Annotated in this window: 15 protein-coding genes and 2 pseudogenes; 10 read left to right on the top strand and 7 right to left on the bottom strand. The window is 67.2% G+C overall.

All coding sequences use genetic code 11. The features are described 5' to 3' along the window. Positions 1–258 precede the first annotated feature (258 nt). Positions 259–1,368 carry an alkene reductase gene (locus N5K27_RS01090; RefSeq protein WP_279813903.1) on the top strand — a complete coding sequence of 370 codons (1,110 nt, stop codon included), beginning with the start codon at positions 259–261 and terminating at the stop codon, positions 1,366–1,368. An 81-nt stretch (positions 1,369–1,449) separates the two neighbouring features. Here the strand turns inward: N5K27_RS01090 and N5K27_RS01085 are convergent, their stop codons facing one another. The 4 genes and pseudogenes from N5K27_RS01085 to N5K27_RS01070 form a co-directional block, all read right to left on the bottom strand. Continuing rightward, positions 1,450–1,656, bottom strand: a complete 207-nt coding sequence (locus N5K27_RS01085) for a hypothetical protein (RefSeq protein WP_087839232.1) — start codon at positions 1,654–1,656, stop codon at positions 1,450–1,452. Between the two features lie 20 nt (positions 1,657–1,676). Continuing rightward, positions 1,677–2,578, bottom strand: a pseudogene (locus tag N5K27_RS01080) (DUF4382 domain-containing protein). 134 nt (positions 2,579–2,712) lie between these two features. Further along, a complete protein-coding gene (locus tag N5K27_RS01075) occupies positions 2,713–3,576 on the bottom strand; it encodes a hypothetical protein (protein ID WP_279813895.1) in 864 nt (287 codons plus the stop codon). A gap of 66 nt (positions 3,577–3,642) precedes the next feature. After that, a complete protein-coding gene (locus N5K27_RS01070) occupies positions 3,643–4,683 on the bottom strand; it encodes a LacI family DNA-binding transcriptional regulator (RefSeq protein ID WP_087841771.1) in 1,041 nt (346 codons plus the stop codon). Positions 4,684–4,898: 215 nt separating this feature from the next. Here N5K27_RS01070 and N5K27_RS01065 point away from each other — a divergent pair, with 215 nt between their 5' ends. The 4 genes from N5K27_RS01065 to N5K27_RS01050 all read left to right on the top strand — a co-directional run bounded on the left by N5K27_RS01065 (position 4,899) and on the right by N5K27_RS01050 (position 10,374). Then, the gene (locus N5K27_RS01065; RefSeq protein WP_279813890.1) at positions 4,899–5,870 is read left to right on the top strand and encodes a tripartite tricarboxylate transporter substrate binding protein; all 972 of its coding nucleotides are present in this window, start codon (positions 4,899–4,901) and stop codon (positions 5,868–5,870) included. 22 nt (positions 5,871–5,892) lie between these two features. Continuing rightward, positions 5,893–7,242, top strand: coding sequence for a glucarate dehydratase (gene gudD / locus N5K27_RS01060; protein WP_279813887.1), 1,350 nt, complete (start codon positions 5,893–5,895; stop codon positions 7,240–7,242). A 356-nt stretch (positions 7,243–7,598) separates the two neighbouring features. Further along, positions 7,599–9,647 (top strand): MBL fold metallo-hydrolase, encoded by a 2,049-nt coding sequence (locus tag N5K27_RS01055; RefSeq protein WP_279813884.1) that lies wholly within the window; start codon positions 7,599–7,601, stop codon positions 9,645–9,647. Between the two features lie 40 nt (positions 9,648–9,687). Next, positions 9,688–10,374 (top strand): tetratricopeptide repeat protein, encoded by a 687-nt coding sequence (locus N5K27_RS01050; RefSeq protein ID WP_279813881.1) that lies wholly within the window; start codon positions 9,688–9,690, stop codon positions 10,372–10,374. Positions 10,375–10,381: 7 nt separating this feature from the next. Here N5K27_RS01050 and dmeF read toward each other — a convergent pair whose 3' ends face one another. Continuing rightward, positions 10,382–11,359 (bottom strand): CDF family Co(II)/Ni(II) efflux transporter DmeF, encoded by a 978-nt coding sequence (gene dmeF / locus N5K27_RS01045; protein ID WP_087841776.1) that lies wholly within the window; start codon positions 11,357–11,359, stop codon positions 10,382–10,384. 73 nt (positions 11,360–11,432) lie between these two features. On the opposite strand from dmeF, the gene N5K27_RS01040 reads away from it, so the two are divergent. The 3 genes and pseudogenes from N5K27_RS01040 to N5K27_RS01030 all read left to right on the top strand — a co-directional run bounded on the left by N5K27_RS01040 (position 11,433) and on the right by N5K27_RS01030 (position 12,962). After that, entirely contained in the window at positions 11,433–11,708 is a 276-nt protein-coding gene (locus tag N5K27_RS01040; protein ID WP_087841777.1) for a metal/formaldehyde-sensitive transcriptional repressor, read from the top strand. 25 nt (positions 11,709–11,733) lie between these two features. Continuing rightward, positions 11,734–12,108 (top strand): annotated as a pseudogene (locus tag N5K27_RS01035) (YkvA family protein); the annotation flags it as partial. Positions 12,109–12,125: 17 nt separating this feature from the next. Next, positions 12,126–12,962, top strand: a complete 837-nt coding sequence (locus N5K27_RS01030; protein ID WP_087841778.1) for an arylamine N-acetyltransferase — start codon at positions 12,126–12,128, stop codon at positions 12,960–12,962. Here N5K27_RS01030 and N5K27_RS01025 read toward each other — a convergent pair. Then, on the bottom strand, positions 12,934–13,347 hold the full coding sequence (locus N5K27_RS01025; protein WP_087841779.1) for a type II toxin-antitoxin system VapC family toxin: 414 nt from the start codon (positions 13,345–13,347) through the stop codon (positions 12,934–12,936). The genes N5K27_RS01030 and N5K27_RS01025 overlap by 29 nt on opposite strands. Positions 13,348–13,356: 9 nt before the next feature. After that, positions 13,357–13,614 carry a type II toxin-antitoxin system Phd/YefM family antitoxin gene (locus N5K27_RS01020; RefSeq protein ID WP_087841819.1) on the bottom strand — a complete coding sequence of 86 codons (258 nt, stop codon included), beginning with the start codon at positions 13,612–13,614 and terminating at the stop codon, positions 13,357–13,359. Positions 13,615–13,864: 250 nt separating this feature from the next. Between N5K27_RS01020 and mutS the strand changes: the two genes are divergently transcribed. Together mutS and N5K27_RS01010 are read left to right on the top strand one after the other, a co-directional pair. Beyond that, positions 13,865–16,456: a DNA mismatch repair protein MutS gene (gene mutS, locus N5K27_RS01015; protein ID WP_087841780.1), complete on the top strand. Its 2,592-nt coding sequence runs from the start codon at positions 13,865–13,867 to the stop codon at positions 16,454–16,456. Further along, positions 16,453–17,490, top strand: coding sequence for a hypothetical protein (locus tag N5K27_RS01010; protein ID WP_087841781.1), 1,038 nt, complete (start codon positions 16,453–16,455; stop codon positions 17,488–17,490). Before mutS ends, N5K27_RS01010 begins: the two co-directional genes overlap by 4 nt. Position 17,491 lies beyond the last annotated feature (1 nt).

The raw sequence follows: 17,491 nt of genomic DNA, 5'->3' as shown, positions 1-17,491 counted from the left end.
CAGGAGCACAGCGTGGAGACGGACAAGACGGGAAGCGACGCGGAAACCCGGGAGGAAGCGGAGCGATCGGACATGGAACGACGGCGACAGCGGCACGGCAGACGGAGACCAGCCGGGCATAGTACCGGATTTGCGGCAGGGCTCCGCCGGCCGGATAACCCCTACGGCACAACGGACATGAGCATATATCGTCACTTAACGATATATGATTCGAGAGTCATCGATATGATTCGCCGCATCTCTAAACCAGGATTTCCTATGACCACGCTGTACGATCCCATCACCGTCGGCGACCTCCGGCTCGCCAACCGCATCGTCATGGCCCCGCTGACCCGCAACCGGTCGCCGCGGGCCGTCCCCCAGCCGGTCACGGCCACCTACTACAGCCAGCGCGCCAGCGCCGGCCTGCTGATCACCGAAGCCACCGCCATCAGCCACCAGGGCCAGGGCTATGCCGACGTGCCCGGCCTGTATTCGGAAGAGCAACTGGCCGGCTGGCGGCGGGTGACCGACGCGGTCCACGCCGCGGGCGGCAAGATCGTCGTCCAGCTCTGGCACGTGGGACGCATATCGCACACCTCGCTGCAGCCGGACGGCGGCGCGCCGGTGGCGCCTTCGGCCATCCGGGCCAACGCCAAGACCTACCTCGTCGGGCCGGACGGGAGTGGATTCGTCCCGACCTCGGAGCCGCGCGCGCTGCGCCTGGATGAACTGCCCGGCATCGTGGCCGACTACCGGCGCGCCGCCCGCGCGGCCATCGAGGCCGGCTTTGACGGCGTCGAGTTGCATGCCGCCAACGGCTACCTGATCGATCAGTTCCTGCGCTCGGGCAGCAACCGCCGCGACGACGCCTACGGCGGCTCGATCGAGAACCGGGCGCGCCTGCTGACGGAAGTGCTGGACGCCATCACCGACGAAATCGGTGCCGGCCGCACCGGCATCCGTATCTCGCCCGTCACGCCGGCCAACGACGCCTCGGACCCCGAACCCCAACCCCTGTTCGAGTACGTGGTCCGCAAGCTGGCCGGCTACGGCCTGGCCTACGTCCACATCATCGAGGGCGCGACGGGGGGCGCCCGCGACTACCGGCAGGGTGACGCGCCGTTCGACTATTCGGCGCTGAAGGCGGCCTACGCCGAAGCCGGCGGCCGGGGCGCGTGGATGACCAACAACGGCTACGACCGCGCGGCCGCCGAGCAAGCGGTCGAGAGCGGGGCCGCGGATCTCGTGGCCTTCGGCAAGCTCTTCATCGCCAACCCGGACCTCGTGCGCCGCCTGCGCGAGCGTGCTCCGCTCAACACGCCGGACAACACCACGTTCTACGGCGGCACGGAAAAGGGGTACATCGACTACCCCGCCCTGGCCTGACCGGCCTGGACGGACAAGGGGGACGGGCCAACGGCGCCGTCCCCTGCGCCCCGTACCAGCGGCGCCTCCGCTCTTACTCTGCTAGCAACGGCCCTTCTTCGCCTGTCCCGGCGGGCAGAAGCGCGGCCCGGGATAACCGCCCCGGTAGGCCGGTTGATACTCGTAGTAATACCCCGGCGAATCGTAGTAGTACCCCGGCGCCGGGGCCACGACGGCCCCTCCCGGGGTGTACACCGCGCATCCGCCCAGCGCGGTCGCCGCAACGATGGCGGTCAGGATGGATTTCATGATTGCTCCTTGCGTACCGATCAGAACGCGAAGTCCCGCGTTGCCGGTCCCGTACCGATATCGACGGACGAGGACTTCACGGCGCCCGTCGAAGTCGTGGCCTCTATCGTGTAGCGTCCGGCCACGGTCGCGTCCGGGACCAGGGGAATGGGCAGCGTGGTCTGGTAGGTGCCGACCACCGACGCGGCGGCGGGCAGGTTCATGCCATAGGCGCCGGTCGCCAGGTTGGCGAACGTCGAGGCCACTTCGAACTTCGCCCCGCCCGTCGTCTGCAAGGCGCGCAGCGACGCTTCGGCGCTCAACGGCGTCACGGTTCCCGACACGGTGTTGAAGGCCGACGGCGGCGGAGCGATCGGCGCCGTCGACGTGGAGACCGTCGTGCTGGCTCCGGCCACCACCGGCACCGACCGGATGATGCCTACGCCGCGCGCGGCCGATGCCGGCGGCACGACCACGACGTCGACGTTGCCGGCCGTGCTGCTCTGTTCGATGGGCGACAGCGTGAACGCGCCTTCGCTCGTGGCCACGGTGCCCTTGACGACCTCGCCGCCGCGCTCGGCATAGACGCGCGAACCGGCCGGCGCGTAGCCGACCACCTTGCCGCTCACCACGATGGGAATGGCGGTCACCACGGGCTTGAGATTGAAGCCGCCATTGCCGCGCGCGACGATGGACTTACAGGCGTCGAAGTCCAGTACGAGATCGGTCAGCGTATCGGGCGCAACGGTGAACGGCCGGATGACATCGACGTTCGGATTGCCGTTCACACGGATCTTACTGACGGTTACGAAGACATGATCGAAGCCACAGGCAGGCGCATCGGTCATCGAGACTTGCAGCGTGCCTGGGGGGGAGCGGACGAGCCGTCTCCGCCGCCGCATGCCGCCAATCCCAATGCCCCCGCGCATCCCAGAGCCAGCATGCCATATGGAAATCTGTTGTTCGCCACGACGACCTCCTTTCGGTAAAGCGTGAACGCGGGGCGAGCATACGGCGGAGAGTGTTCGGGACGTGTAATCTACATGTAAGCTCTGTAAATGACGCGGGAACCCTTGGTTACATGCCGCTCTCGGCCTTCGCGCCGCGCGCTTCCTTCAGCGCCACGGTCAGATTCGCCACCTTCCGCTTCAAGTCGGCATTCTCGGCCCTGAGTGCGCGCACCAGGCCCTGGAGCTCTGCCACATCGGTACTCTCGGGCGGCAGGTCGTCCTCCCCTTCCCCGCCCCCGGCCGCCGCCGGCTCATCCGCCGGACGGGCCCTGGCCTTCTTTTCGCGCACCTGGCGCGCCGCGCGCCGCAGCTCGTCCTTGCCGCCAGCCACGGCCACGACCTGCTCCTCGGCCGGCAGCGTGGCGACGGCCGCCGCCGCGCTGATGGAGATGGTGCCCGACTTGACCGCGGCCACGAGTTCGGGCGCGGCCGCTTTCTGTATCTTCTCGATCTGGCCGACGGTGGCCGTGCTGAGCCGGGCGGCCCGGGCCACCGCCTCGCGCGTCGCCATCGCAGGCCGTGCCGGCTCGGCGGGCGCGCCGCCATCCCGCGTGGGCGGCGTCTCGGCGGCGTCCGCCGGCGCGGCGGGGGCCGGTGCGGCGGCCGCCCGCGCCTGCAGGATGTCCTTCTTGCGCAAGGCCAGCACGCCCCGCTGGTAGTCGGAAATGCTGCGCCGGCCCAGGTGGTTGTCTATCATCCAGAGCCGCACGTCATCCATCGAACGGAACGTCGTGTTCTGCACGGTCCGGAATTCGATGCCGTGCTTCCTGCATATGCCGTAGCGGTTGTGCCCATCGACCAGCACGTTGCCCCACAGCACCAGCGCATCGCGGCACCCTTCGGCCAGCAGGCTGCCCTCCAGCGCGGCGTACTCGTCTTCGCTCAGCGGATCGATGTAAGCCCGCAGTTCTTCGTTGATTTCTATGTCCATGCAAACCTTCATCGCGGATCGGCCGGAAGTTTAATCGACGCGATTCCCGGACGCGGCCGGAACCCGTCAGGCGCTTTCGCGCGCGACGATGCGGAAGCCGATCTCGACGATGGATGCCGCCGGCCGCTGTCCGCCGGCGCGGGCCGCGATCATTTCCGCGGCCTTGGCCCCGATCGCGGCCCCGTCCACGTGCACCGAGGTGATGGAAGGCGACATCGACGCGGCGATATCCATGTCGCCGAAACCGACGACGGCCAGTTGTCCGGGCACGTCCACGCCCTGCACCATGGCCTCGGTAAGGACGCCCGCCGCCATCAGGTCGGATGTGCAGAAGACGCCGTCGATGTCCTTGCCGCTGCGCCGCAGCGCGCGCAGGCCCTCGCGTCCCTGCGCATGCGTGGTCGGCGCGGGCAGATAAAGCGCGACGGGCTCGGGCAGGCCCATTGCGAGCGCCGCACGCACGTAGCTCGCGGCGCGCAGGTGCGCCCGCTCGTCATCCCCGCTCAACACCGCCAGACGGGTCTTGCCGGCCTCGAACAGATAACGGCTGACGGCCGCGCCGATCTGCTCGTGCGACACGCTCAACAGCATGTCGATGGGCGTGGCCGTGGTGTCCCAGGTCTCGACGACGGGGATGCCGGAAGCCTGGAGCAGGCGGCGCCCCTGCGGCGAATGCATGACGCCGGTCAGCACGATGCCGTCGGGGCGACGGCCGATGATGGCCCGCAGCAGCGCGTCCTCGCGCGGTACGTCGTAGCCGCTCTGCCCCACCATGAGCTGGTAGCCCCGCGCATCGAGCGACTCCGTCAGGGCCGTCAGCATGCCCGCGAACAAGGACCCCGCGACCGACGGCACCAGCACGGTCACCAGATGGCTGCGCGACAGCCGCAGCGCGCCCGCCATCAGATTCGGCACGTAGCCCAGCGCCGCGATGGCGGCATTGACCTTCTCCAGCGTGGCCGGGGAAACCTGCTGCGGCGTATTGATGGCACGCGATACGGTGATCATCGAGACGCCGGCCGCCTGGGCCACTTCGCGCACGGTCACCCGCGCCCGCTCGGCCGGCTGGTCGGAAACAGAGGCAGGCTTACGAACGGAGGCAGACATCGGCGGCGTGGCGGCGGTACGGGTAGGACATGAGACGAAAGGCTAACCCGGCGCGCCCGCCGATAGCGATCCACGGGACCTGGGTTTCCACCTATGGCGTCTCCACGGCCCGGGATCATACATTCTGCCCACGCGGATGTTAACGTTAACAAGTCATGAACAACGCTGACATCCCGAATTGGTAACGTTAACATCCACAAAAATACGGAGACGACATGAACGCCAAAGCACGCGCATGGATAATCGGGATGGCCCTGGCGGCAGCCTCCGGCGCAGCCCACGCCTGGCCCGACAAGCCGGTGACCATGGTGGTCCCCTTCCCGCCGGGCGGCGCGACGGACTCGGTGGCGCGTGCCGTCGCCAACAAGCTGCAGGAACGGCTCAAGCAATCCTTCGTGGTCGAGAACAAGGCCGGCGCCACCGGCACCATAGGGGCCGCGCAGGTCGCCCGCGCGGCGCCGGACGGCTACACGCTCATGGTCACCTCGCTCGCGCCGCTGGTCGTCGCGGAACACCTGATGAAGGACCTGCCCTATGCTCCGGCCAAGGACTTCACCTACCTCACCGTCGCCGTGCAGGCCCCCAATGTCCTGGTGGTCAGCCCTTCCCTGGCGCCCAAGGTGGGCAACGTCCAGGATGTCCTCTCGCTGCTCCGGTCCCGGCCGGGGGCGGTCAGCTTCGCCACCTCGGGGGCGGGCTCGTCGGACCACCTGACCGCGGAACTGTTCTGGCAGAAAACCGGGACGAAGGGACTGCACGTTCCGTACAAGGGCGGCGCGCCCGCCATCGCCGACCTGCTGGGCAACCAGGTCGACATGTCGTTCCAGAACGTCAACGCCGTACTGCCCCACATCAAGGCCGGCAAGCTCAAGGCCATCGCCGTCACGGGCAACACCCGCTCGCAGGTGCTGCCCGACGTGCCCACCTTCGCCGAAGCGGCGGTGCCCGGCCTGGTGGTCTATTCCTGGCAAGCCGTCGTCGCGCCCAAGGGATTGCCGGCCGACCTGCGCAACCAGATCTCGGCCGCGCTGACCGACGCCATCAAGGATCCCGCCGTCAGCAAGCCTTTCACCGACGTCGGCCTGGAAGTCGTGGCGAACTCGAGCGATGAGTTCACACGCTTCCAACGGCAGGAAAGCGCGCGCTGGAAGGAAGTGATCGAGACCGGAAACATCTCCATCCAATAACGCGACCGCCCCGGAAACGATCATGCCTTCTGCTTTCCCGCCAGCCGGACACACGCCCACCGTCACCCGCATGCGGGTGGTTCCCGTGGCCGGCCGCGACTCCATGCTGCTCAACCTCAGCGGTGCCCATGCGCCCTACTTCACCCGCAACCTGGTCATCATGACCGACAGCGCCGGCCATACCGGCGTGGGCGAAGTACCGGGCGGCGAGAACATCCGCGCGACGCTGGAAGACGCGCGCGACTTCATCGTCGGCAGCTCCATCGGCCGCTATACCGACACGCTCAACCGGATGCGCAATACCTTCGCCGGCCGCGACGACGCGGGCCGCGGGCACCAGACGTTCGACCTGCGCGTTGCCATCCACGCCGTCACGGCTGTCGAATCGGCGCTGCTCGATCTGCTGGGCCAGCACCTGGAGGTGCCGGTGGCCGCGCTGCTGGGCGAAGGCATACAACGCACGTCGGTGCAGATGCTGGGCTACCTGTTCTACGTGGGCGACCGCGCGCAAACCCCGCTGCCCTACGCCAGCGCGCCGGAGGAAGCGGACGACTGGCTGCGCCTGCGGCACGAAAAGGCGTTGACGCCCGAGGCCATCGTCGGGCTGGCCGAAGCCGCCTATCGGCGCTATGGATTCGAGGACTTCAAGCTCAAGGGCGGAGCGCTGCGCGGCGAGGAAGAGATCGAGGCCATCCACGCCCTGCATGAACGCTTTCCCAGGGCGCGCATCACGCTCGATCCCAATGGCGGCTGGCTGCTGCGCGACGCCATCCGCCTGTGCCGCGACATGCATGGCGTGATGGCCTATGCGGAGGACCCCTGCGGCGCCGAGGGCACGTACTCCGGCCGCGAGACCATGGCCGAGTTCCGGCGGGCAACCGGACTGCCCACGGCCACCAACATGGTCGCCACCGACTGGCGGGAAATGGCACACGCCCTGTCGCTGCAATCCGTCGACATTCCCCTTGCCGATCCGCACTTCTGGACCCTGCAGGGCTCGGTGCGCGTCGCCCAGGCCTGCCAGGCGTTCGGCCTGACCTGGGGCTCGCATTCCAACAATCATTTCGACATCTCGCTGGCGATGTTCACCCACGTGGGAGCGGCCGCGCCGGGCCGGGTTACCGCGCTCGACACGCACTGGATATGGCAGGACGGCCAGAATCTGACGCGCAATCCGCTGCAGATCCGCGGCGGCCGCATCGAACTGCCCCAGGCTCCCGGGCTGGGCATCGAACTCGACATGGACGCGGTCGAGCAGGCGCACCAACTCTACAAACGGCACGGCCTGGGCGCACGCGACGATGCCATGGCCATGCAGTACCTGATACCGGGCTGGAGGTTCGACAACAAGAAACCCTGCCTGGTCCGCTGAAGAAAGCCGCCGGGGCGGCCAATCATTCCGACTTGCACAAGAACACCAAGGAGACAAGCAAGATGAGCACTGCATCGCGACAGGCAGGAAAACTGCTGCCGGCGTTCATCGCCGCGGCCCTTCTGGCTGGCTGTGGCGGGGGCGACGACGGAAGCGCAGGTCCCGTGCCCCCGGGTCCGCCGGGAGCGACGGTTTCGTTCCGAACGGCCGGCCTGGTCCAAGGCCTTCCCCATCTGGAAACCGATTCCGGCGGCAGGTAGACCGTACACGTCACCATCCTGACGCAGACGGGCCTGAAGACGCTGTCCACCGCCCCCAGCACGCCTGAACGTGCGGCCGCGATCAAGGACGGGCTCGTGCCGGGCAATCTCGTGGACTGGCTCGCATCCCCGGCCGGTACCGTCATCGTGCCCGAGGACGGTTCGCCTGCCTTCAACGTGATCCTGTCCAAGGGCTCGTCGTCGGCTGCCCAGTTCAACCTGCAGAAGTACGGCGCGGCGGTCACCCGCAACGACGGCGCCCCGGGGCCCATGGTGGCCGCCGGATGGGTCTACGGCAAGACCGGGTCGACCATCACGGTCGGCGACGGCACGACAGTCACCGCGGACCAGGCGGGCCGGGCGTATGCCAAGCCGATCAAGCGCTACGAGGAAACCTACACCGTCGCTTCCGATGCAAGGGTGTTCAACGTCAACACCGAGGACTACGCCAAAAGCGAGACGTCCACGTTCGGCGCCATCCCCGTCACCGCCGACTACCACTATGGCACCACCTCGCGCCAGGCCGCATATCTGCTGTTCGACGACAACTACTTGAACGCGGATCGCGCCAAGGTCGTGGCGATCTGGTACTTCACCCCGCCCTCCAAATCCGATGGCAAACCCACCTGGGACGTTCCCACTCAAAGCCCCATGCTGGGGGACAAGGGCATCGATCCGGTTTCAGGCTTGCCCTACGTGGCCATCAACGCGACCTCGGTATCCTCCGCGCCCTACAGCCGCAGCACCGAGCCGTTCGAGATGGTGAAGAACACCATGTACTACGTCGGCGACAACGAAGTGGCCTCGTATGTGCTGAAGGCCGACATGGGGACCGCGGACACCTCCGACGACAAGGTCATCAAGATCGACGCGGGCTGGCCCAACAGCGGCTACCAATACTGGAAGAACATGGAGCTGGTGGGGATAGACCCCCGGTCGGTCACCGACCTGTGGCTCACGCATGGCCACGCCGACCACTACGGCACGGCCATCGAGCAGCTCAAGATGATGGACAACGCCGGCAAGACCATGGACGTCTGGGCGTCGAAAGAGGACGTGGCGGGCGTCAAGAGCGACCTGCAAGGCAACGCGTGGGACATCCCCGGCGCCCTGCCCGAATCGGAAACCGCCCTGCGTGCCCGCACCAACAAGTTCTACGACTACGACCGGTGGTACGACTTCGGCAACGTGAAGATCATGGTGATCTGGTCGCCCGGCCACACGCCGGGGTCCACCAACATGCTCTTTCGCGTGAAGAATCCGGCAGACGGCAAGTTCTACACCTTCGGCTATCACGGCGGGTATGGCTTCAACGGCCTGAACTCCCCGACTGCCGCCAACGGTTGGCGCCGCCTGTCCTTCCAGCACGGCTTCAGCTACCTGCAGAGCACCGTCGAAGTGGATTTCGTGGCGCCGCAGCATACCAATCAGTATCCCATCGTCGAGGTCTACCAGGCGCTCAAGGCCTACAACCGGGATCCGGCCAATGCCGGAAAGCAACTCACGATGATGGAGGCGATGACCTCCAGGGTCTACGATGCGCCGGTCCTGGGCGGCGGCAAGATCACGAGCGAATTCGCCAACCAATTGGAGAAACGTCGCTCGGTGGCCTCGTACCGGGCCAGCGATGAAGCCAACCGCTCGTACAAGAGCATAGAGACCTCGGGCCCCTTCAAGCCTGGCCGGGAAGCGGGCCTGGCCAACGTCCGGGCGACACTGCTTGACGAAGGGAAGATCATCCAGGGCTTCGTCGGCGCCCAGAACAAGAACCCGTCGATCCCGCTGCTGGCCAATGGCATCGTGATCCCGACGGACAGCTACGTGAACGACCCTGGCGGCTTCTACGTCCAGGTTGCAGTCGACGTGCAGGACAGCACATACAAGGGCTACATCCCCCCAGGATACAAGCAGGCAAGTCCGGGTATGGGCACCGAGATCACCTATGACGGCGGTCCGGTCGAATCGGTGCATGCGGCCACGGGTACCTTCCACCCGCCCGAGTACCTGCGGACCCAGCGCCTGAACAGCCTGGCCGAGGCACAAGCCGTCCTGGCCAGGGTCGCCAAGGGCCGGACAGTCACGCTGTCGCTTACGCCGGCGAGCGAGATCGTCGTGCCGGCCAACGTCGCCGATGCCTTCCGCTAAGGCTGTCGACGGGACAGGGCCACGGCCGCGAGAAACGGCCGTGCCCGCGCGCATGGCCGCGTGGCTGGTCCTGGGCGGATGGCTTGCCGTAGCGGCCGGGGGAGACATTCCCGGCGCGCGGCCCGGCGACGATGCCGCGGCGGCATACGAAATGGCACGCCATTACGGTGGCCTGACCGGCGCGGCGCTTGATCGCCAGAAGTCTTTCGGCTACATGAGCAAGGCTGCCGAGCTTGGGCACGGCCCTGCGCAGGTCGATCTTGCCTTCATGTACTACAACGGCAACGACCGCGTACCCAAGGATCTTTCCCAGGCGTTCCGCCTGTTCCGCAAGGCGGCGGCGGGCGGATCGGTGATCGCGCAATGCATGCTGGGCGATTTCTATGGGCAGGGACTGGGAGGCGCTCCGCGGGACGACAAGGAAGCATTCAAGTGGCATCGGTTGGCCGCCTCCGGGAATGACCGCTGCTCCCCCAAGTCCCAGTACGCCCTGTACCAGGCCTATGCGGCGGGCCGGGGAGTCGCCAGGGATACGCGTACAGCGGTCGCCTGGCTGGAACGCGCGGCCCAGGCGGGCAACCCGGTGGCCCAGGCCAGGCTGGGACGGGCCTACCTCGAAGGTGACCTCGTTCCCATCGACCTTGAACAGGGCAAGGCATGGCTGAAGAAATCACGCGAAGGCGTCGCCCCTCACGATGATGAAGAGGAAGGCGCTCACGACCATTAGGGCCTGTTCACGCCAGATTGGCGCCCGCCGGAACGGTCGGCATGCGATTGACCTCCACGGTGACGTGGACCAGTTCCTCGTGGATGGCCAAGGCTTCCCGGAAATAGGAAGGCGTGGCCGGCGTATCGGTCACGATACCCAGGATGCAGGCATACTTGCCCTTGCCGACCCGCCAGACGTGGAGATCCGTGATCGTCGCCTTGAACGGGCAGGCCGCGACCACCTCGCGGATCTCGGCCACGACGGGCGCATCCATTTCCGCATCGAGCAGGACTTTTCCCGAGGCCCGCAGCAGGCCGTACGCCCAGACGGCGACCAGGCCGGCGCCGACGATGCCCATGACCGGATCCAGCCAGGCCGCCCCCCATAGCTTGCCGCCGAACAGCGCGATGATGGCCAGCACCGACGTGGCGGCATCGGCCACGACGTGCAGGTAGGCCGAACGCAGGTTCAGGTCGCTGCCGTGCTCGTGGTCGTGGTCATGCCCATGATGATGGTCATGTCCGTGGCCGTGATCGTGTCCGTGATGCCCGTCCTTCAACAGCCACGCGCAGGCGAGATTGACGAGCAGGCCGACGGCCGCGATGGCGATGGCTTGATCGTAGTGGATCGTCGCGGGGGACATCAGCCGCTGGACGGATTCGTAGAGCATCAGCGCGGCCACGCCGGCCAGGAACAGCGCGCTCGTATAACCGCCCAGCACTTCGATCTTCCAGGTCCCGAACGCAAAGCGTCCGTCGTTCGCGTAGCGCCGTGCCGCGCCGTAGGCCAGCACCGCCAGGCCCAGCGCCAGGGCGTGGGAACTCATGTGCCACCCGTCGGCCAGCAACGCCATCGAATTGAACATGTAGCCGCCCACGATCTCGGCGACCATCATCGCCGCCGTGAGCAGCACCGCCCGGCGGGTGTTGCGTTCGGCCAGGGGATTGCCTTCGTCGAAGACGTGACTGTGGGTCCAATCCTGGGAAATGAGGGATGTCGACATGATGCGGCCCGTTCCGGTGTATCGTGTATATACTATACCCCAGTATAGTTCCAATGAAAGGCGACGGCCATCCATGGCACACACCCTCCACAACCAGAAGCAGCTCCTGACGCGCGTGCGCCGGATCAAGGGACAGGCCGCGGCCCTGGAGACCGCCCTCACCCAGGAAGCCGGCTGCGTGGCGATCCTGCAGCAGATCGCCGCGATACGTGGCGCGGTGAACGGGCTGATGGCCGAGGTGCTGGAAGGGCACATCCGCGAACACCTGGGCCGTGCCGACGTACCCGCCGACGTCCGCGCGGCCGACCTGGAAGAAGTCGTGGCCGCCGTGCGGTCCTACATGAAGTGACGCCTGGACACGCGCCATGATCAAGCGGATGAAGCAGTGGGCCCGGCGCATCAAGCAGGACGTCGTCGCGGTCTGGCTGGCGGCCCGGGATCCCCGCACCCCCTGGATGGCCAAGGTGCTCGCCCTGCTGGTGGCCGCCTATGCGGTCTCCCCCATCGACCTCATTCCCGACTTCATCCCCGTGCTGGGATACCTGGACGACCTCATCATCGTTCCGCTCGGCATCCTGCTGGTGGTGCGCCTCATCCCCGCCGGCCTGATGGCCGAATTCAGGCGGTCGGCCGCGGACATGTCGAGCCGGCCGGTCAGCCGGGTGGCCGCGGCCGTGTTCATCGCGGTTTGGATACTCGCCGCGGCGCTACTCCTGTTAGTCTTCTTCCAGAAGGCGGCATCCGCCTGACTCGACAAGGAGACCCGGTGGGCAATACGTTCGACATCGACGCGTACCTGGCACGGCTCGGATACCAGGGCTCCACGGCCCCTTCCCTCGCGACGCTGGACGCGCTGACCAGCGCCCACTCGCAATCCATTCCGTTCGAGAACCTGGACGTGCTGCTGCGCCGGCCCATCCACCTCGAACCCCAGCGCCTGTACGACAAGCTCGTCACCGCGCGCCGCGGCGGCTATTGCTTCGAGCTGAACGGCCTGTTCCTGGAACTGCTCGCGCAGCTGGGCTTTGCCGCGCGCCCCCTGGCGGCGCGAGTGCGCCTGGGCACGACCGATCGCAGCATCATGGTTCAACGCACGCACCTGACGCTGGCGGTGACCCTGGACGGGCAGGACTGGATCACCGATGTCGGCGTCGGCGCGACCTCGCTCACGCGCGCCCTGCGCCTGGAGGATGGCCTGATCCAGGCCACGTCCCACGACGAGCGGCGCCTGGTGCGCGAGGACGGCAGGTGGTACCACCAGGTGCAGCATGCCGGCCAGTGGGTCGACGTCTACGAGTTCACCGGCGAGGACATGCCCATGGTCGACCGCGAGGTGGCGAACTGGTACACCAGCACGCATCCCGCTTCGCACTTCCTGCAAGGACTCACAGCGGCGCGTGTACTGCCCAAGGGTCGCCGGGTGACCTTGTCCGGCAAGGTCCTGAAATTCCGCGCGGCCGACGGCCATGCCCGGGAACAGGAACTGGACGGCCCGCAGGCGCTCCAGGCGGCGCTGCGTGAGCATTTCGGGATCGATCTGCCCATCGACGCGCTGCGGACGATCCCGCTGGAAGTCACCCCGCCTTCGCCTCGAACGGATTGAAAACCTCCACCCCAAAGGGAGCGAAATCGCCGGCGTTGCGTGTCACCACTACCAGTTGGTGCTGCTGCGCGGTGGCAGCAATCATCGCATCCTCATACAGCGTGTCGGAGCGCCGGTGCATCAGTCGCGCCCAGCGCCTGAAGGTTTCCGCATCCATGGGCAGGACGTTGTACGAGGCAGCCACCAGATCGGCCCAGCGAGCGATTTCGTCGGCCTTGTCCGGATCCTGGTCGCGCGTCAGTTCGATGCCGGCCTCAATCTCTCCCAACGTGACCGCAGACAGATAAAGGTCGCCATCGGCAATGGACCGGAGCCAGGCGACGACGGCGCCATGCGGGCGCGGCCGTCGCAATTCGGAAATGACGTTAGTGTCCAGCAGATACATGCGGCGCGCTCAGCGAATAGGCGCAATGCGTCGGCGCCGTGCCGCCCCACGTGGCGGCACGAGGCACTCCGTACGTGCGGTATCCGAAAGCAGCAGTTCCTTCAACGACGGCTTGGCCGCTGCACGCAGGCGTTTCCATTCGGCGGCGGGGACGAGCACCGCGGCTTCGGCTCCACGCTTGGTCACCATCTGCGGTCCCTCCGAGAGACACGCCTCAAGAAACTCGCTGAAGCGCGCCTTTGCGTCCTGTATGGCCCAGCTTTTCATGATGCAGCACCCCATAAAAGACTAGTCATCTGACTAGTTTACAACTTGACTCCATCTCCTACAATCGATCCGTGGCAATCTGTCTCATACTCGCTGGTAGTCGACAGCCCTCACTACAATGCCATATTTGGCAGGGACAGCACTCCGCTTTCCAGTAGAACCTGGTCAAAGTTGTCCATTGCTCTCATCCAGCGCCTCACGAACTTATTGATTTTTAATGAAAGAATCGGATACCAGCGCACACACCCCCATGATGCAGCAGTATCTCCGCCTGAAGGCCGAAGCCGGCCCTCTGCTGCTGTTCTACCGCATGGGCGATTTCTACGAGCTGTTCTACGACGACGCGGAAAAGGCCTCGCGTCTGTTGAACCTGACGCTCACCACCCGCGGCGCCTCCAATGGCGTGCCCATACGGATGGCGGGCGTGCCATTCCATGCCGTCGAACAATACCTGGGCAGGCTGGTCAAGCTGGGCGAATCGGTCGCGATCTGCGAGCAAATCGGCGATCCCGCCACGTCCAAGGGACCGGTGGAACGCCGGATCGTCCGCATCGTGACGCCCGGCACGCTGACCGACGAGGCCCTGCTTCCGGCCAAGGCCGACCGCGCCGTCGCCGCGGTCCAGCCGGGCAACGGCAAGACCGGCCGCGTGGGCATCGCCTGGCTGAACCTGGCCAGCGGTGAATTCCGATTGACCGAATGCGCGCCCACCCTGCTGGCGAGCGAGCTGCACCGCATCGCGCCGGCGGAAGTGATCCTGGCAGAAGGCCAGCCGCTGCCGGTCGATTTCAGCGCCCCCATCAGCCCGGTTCCGGTCTGGCACTTCGAAACCAGCGGTGCCCGCCAGCAATTGCTGAACCACTTCGGCACGGACTCGCTGGCCGGATTCGACGTCGAGGACATGCCCGAGGCGATCTGCGCTGCCGGCGCGCTGTTGCGCTATGTCTCGAACACGCAGTCCCAGGCGCTGGCGCACGTGCAGCAGCTGACCGCCGATCGCGCCAGCCAGTACGTGCTGCTCGATCCTGTCACCCGCCGCAACCTGGAGTTGACCGAAACCCTGCGCGGCGAAGAGTCCCCCACGCTGTTCTCGGTGCTGGACCACTGCCAGACGCCCATGGGCAGCCGGCTGCTGCGCCGCTGGCTGCACCACCCGCTGCGCGACAACGCCCCTGCGGCGGCCCGCCTGCGCGCCATCGAGACCTTGCTCGATGGCGGCGATCCGCGCCTGCTGCAGGACGCGCTGGCGCCGCTTCCCGATGTGGAGCGCATCTCCGCGCGGGTGGCCCTGCGCTCGGTGCGGCCGCGGGAGCTGGCCAGCCTGCGCGATGCGCTGGCGCTGCTGCCTGGGCTGCACGCCATGGTACTGCGCCTGGCCGGCGAAGGCTCGATGCTGTCGGCCGATCCCCAGGCGCGGCTGCCCGAACTGGCAGCCCAGCTCGCGCCCGATCCCGCCATCGGCGAGCTGCTGGCGCGCGCCATCGCCGCCGAACCGGGCGTCAATGTGCGCGACGGCGGCGTGCTCGCCGCAGGCTTCGATGCCGAGCTGGACGAACTGCGCGCGCTGGAATCGCACAGCGGCGACTTCCTGGTGCAATTGGAGAAACGCGAGCGGGAACGCACGGGCATCGCCAACCTGCGCGTGGAGTTCAACCGGGTGCACGGTTTTTTCATCGAGGTCACGCGCGGCCAGACCGACAAGGTCCCCGACGACTACCGCCGCCGCCAGACGCTCAAGAACGCCGAACGCTACATCACTCCCGAACTCAAGACCTGGGAAGACAAGATCCTGTCCGCCCAGGACCGCGCGCTGGCGCGCGAGAAATGGCTGTACGAGCAATTGCTGGACACGCTGGCGCCGCACGTGCGCGCGCTGACGCGAACGGCCGCGGCGCTGGCCGAGATCGACGTGCTGGCCGCCCTCGCCTTCCATGCCCGCAACAACGACTGGGTCGCGCCCGAGCTGCTGGATACGGCCGAGATCCATATCGAACAGGGCCGCCATCCGGTCGTGGAACGGGTCATCGAGCGCTTCACGCCCAACGATTGCCGGCTGGCGCAGACCCGGCGCATGCTGCTGATCACCGGTCCCAACATGGGCGGTAAATCGACCTACATGCGGCAGACCGCGCTGATCGTGCTGCTGGCGCGCATCGGCAGCTTCGTGCCGGCGCGGGCTGCGCGCATCGGCCGCATCGATCGCATCTTCACCCGCATCGGCGCCGCCGACGACCTGGCGGGCGGACGCTCCACCTTCATGATGGAGATGATCGAGGCCGCCGCCATCCTGGCATCCAGCACGTCCGACAGCCTGGTGCTGATGGACGAGATCGGCCGCGGCACCTCGACCTACGACGGCCTTGCGCTGGCCTGGGCGATCGCCTTCCAGCTCGTATCGCAGAATCGCGCGCTGACCCTGTTCGCCACGCACTATTTCGAACTGACGCGCCTGCCCTCGGTACGCCCCGAGGTCGCCAACGTCCACCTGGCCGCGGCGGAGTCGCACAAGGGAATCGTGTTCCTGCACGAGGTGCGCGAAGGCCCCGCCAGCCGCAGCTACGGTATCCAGGTCGCGCAGCGCGCGGGCATTCCCGCCGCGGTCGTGCGCATGGCGCGGCGCGAGCTGGAGAAGCTGGAGACGCAGGGAGCCCAGGTCCCGCAGATGGCGCTGTTCGCGCCGCCGCAAGACGAGGCGGCCCAGGCGCAGGAAATGGAGCAGGCACGGGATCACGCCATGGAGGCCGTGCGGGACGCACTCGATGGCATCGACCCGGACCGCCTCAGCCCGCGCGAGGCGCTGGATGAACTCTACCGGCTCAAGAGCCTGGCCCAGCCGCAATGACCGCCACGCCGCCACGCCCGCTTTCCTGGCCCCGCCTTCTGCTGGCGGCGGCACTGGCGTGCGCGTCCATGGCGCCGGCGGCGGCCGCCACCAACGCCGAATCGGGCTATGCGGCCCGCCATGGTTTTGCCTTCGCCCTGCTGGGCGGGGTGCCCGCGCATGACGGCGAGGAAGCGGCCGTTGCCCAGACGCTGGCGCAGTTCGGCACCGAGACCGACCTGGCCATCCATACCGGCAACATCAAGGGCCGCGACGAGCGCTGCGACGACAAGACCTATGCCCGCCGGCACGCGCTGCTGGACGGCAGTCCCGTCCCGCTGGTGCTGGTTCCGGGCGAAAACGACTGGGCCGAGTGCGACCGCCCCGCCGCCGGGCAGTTCGGGCCCGTCGAACGCCTGAACCGGCTGCGCGAGCTGTTTTTCGATCCGGACGATTCGCTGGGCATGCTCAAGCTGGACCTGCAGCGCCAGAGCGAGACCGCCCGCTTCCGCGGCTATCCCGAGAACGCGCGCTGGGAATACGGAGACGTACTGTTCGTCACGCTGAACATCCCGGGCAACCAGAACAATTACCGCACGGGAGCCGGGCGCAACGGCGAATACGAGGAAAGGATCCAGGCCGATGCCTCGTGGCTGCGGCAGGCCTTCGCCGCCGCCACGCGGCTCAAGGCGCGCGGCCTGGTCCTGGCCTTTTCCGCCGACCCGCATTTCGAGGGCCGGCACACCGTGGCCGGCGGCGTGGATCCCTACGCCACGCTCAAGACCGACCTGGCCCGGCTGGCCTCCAAATATGCCGGCCAGGTCCTGGTCGTGCACGGCGGCGGCACGTCGCCCGACCGGCATCGGCCCGGCCATGCCCTGGCGGATCACCCGGTCAAGTTCAACGGCAAGACCCTGCAGAACGTCGCGCGCGTCGCGATGCCGGCCGCCCCCGGGCCCGCTCATTGGCTCAAGGTGAGCGTGGAGCCGGGCAACCGGGATGTCTTCCGGATAGAAAACGCCAACACGGTGCTGCGCCCCCCGCAGCCCCGCTAAC

It is taken from the genome of Pigmentiphaga sp. GD03639 (assembly GCF_029845405.1).
Taxonomy (GTDB): domain Bacteria; phylum Pseudomonadota; class Gammaproteobacteria; order Burkholderiales; family Burkholderiaceae_B; genus Pigmentiphaga; species Pigmentiphaga daeguensis.
This window is presented reverse-complemented; position numbering and strand designations above follow the sequence as displayed.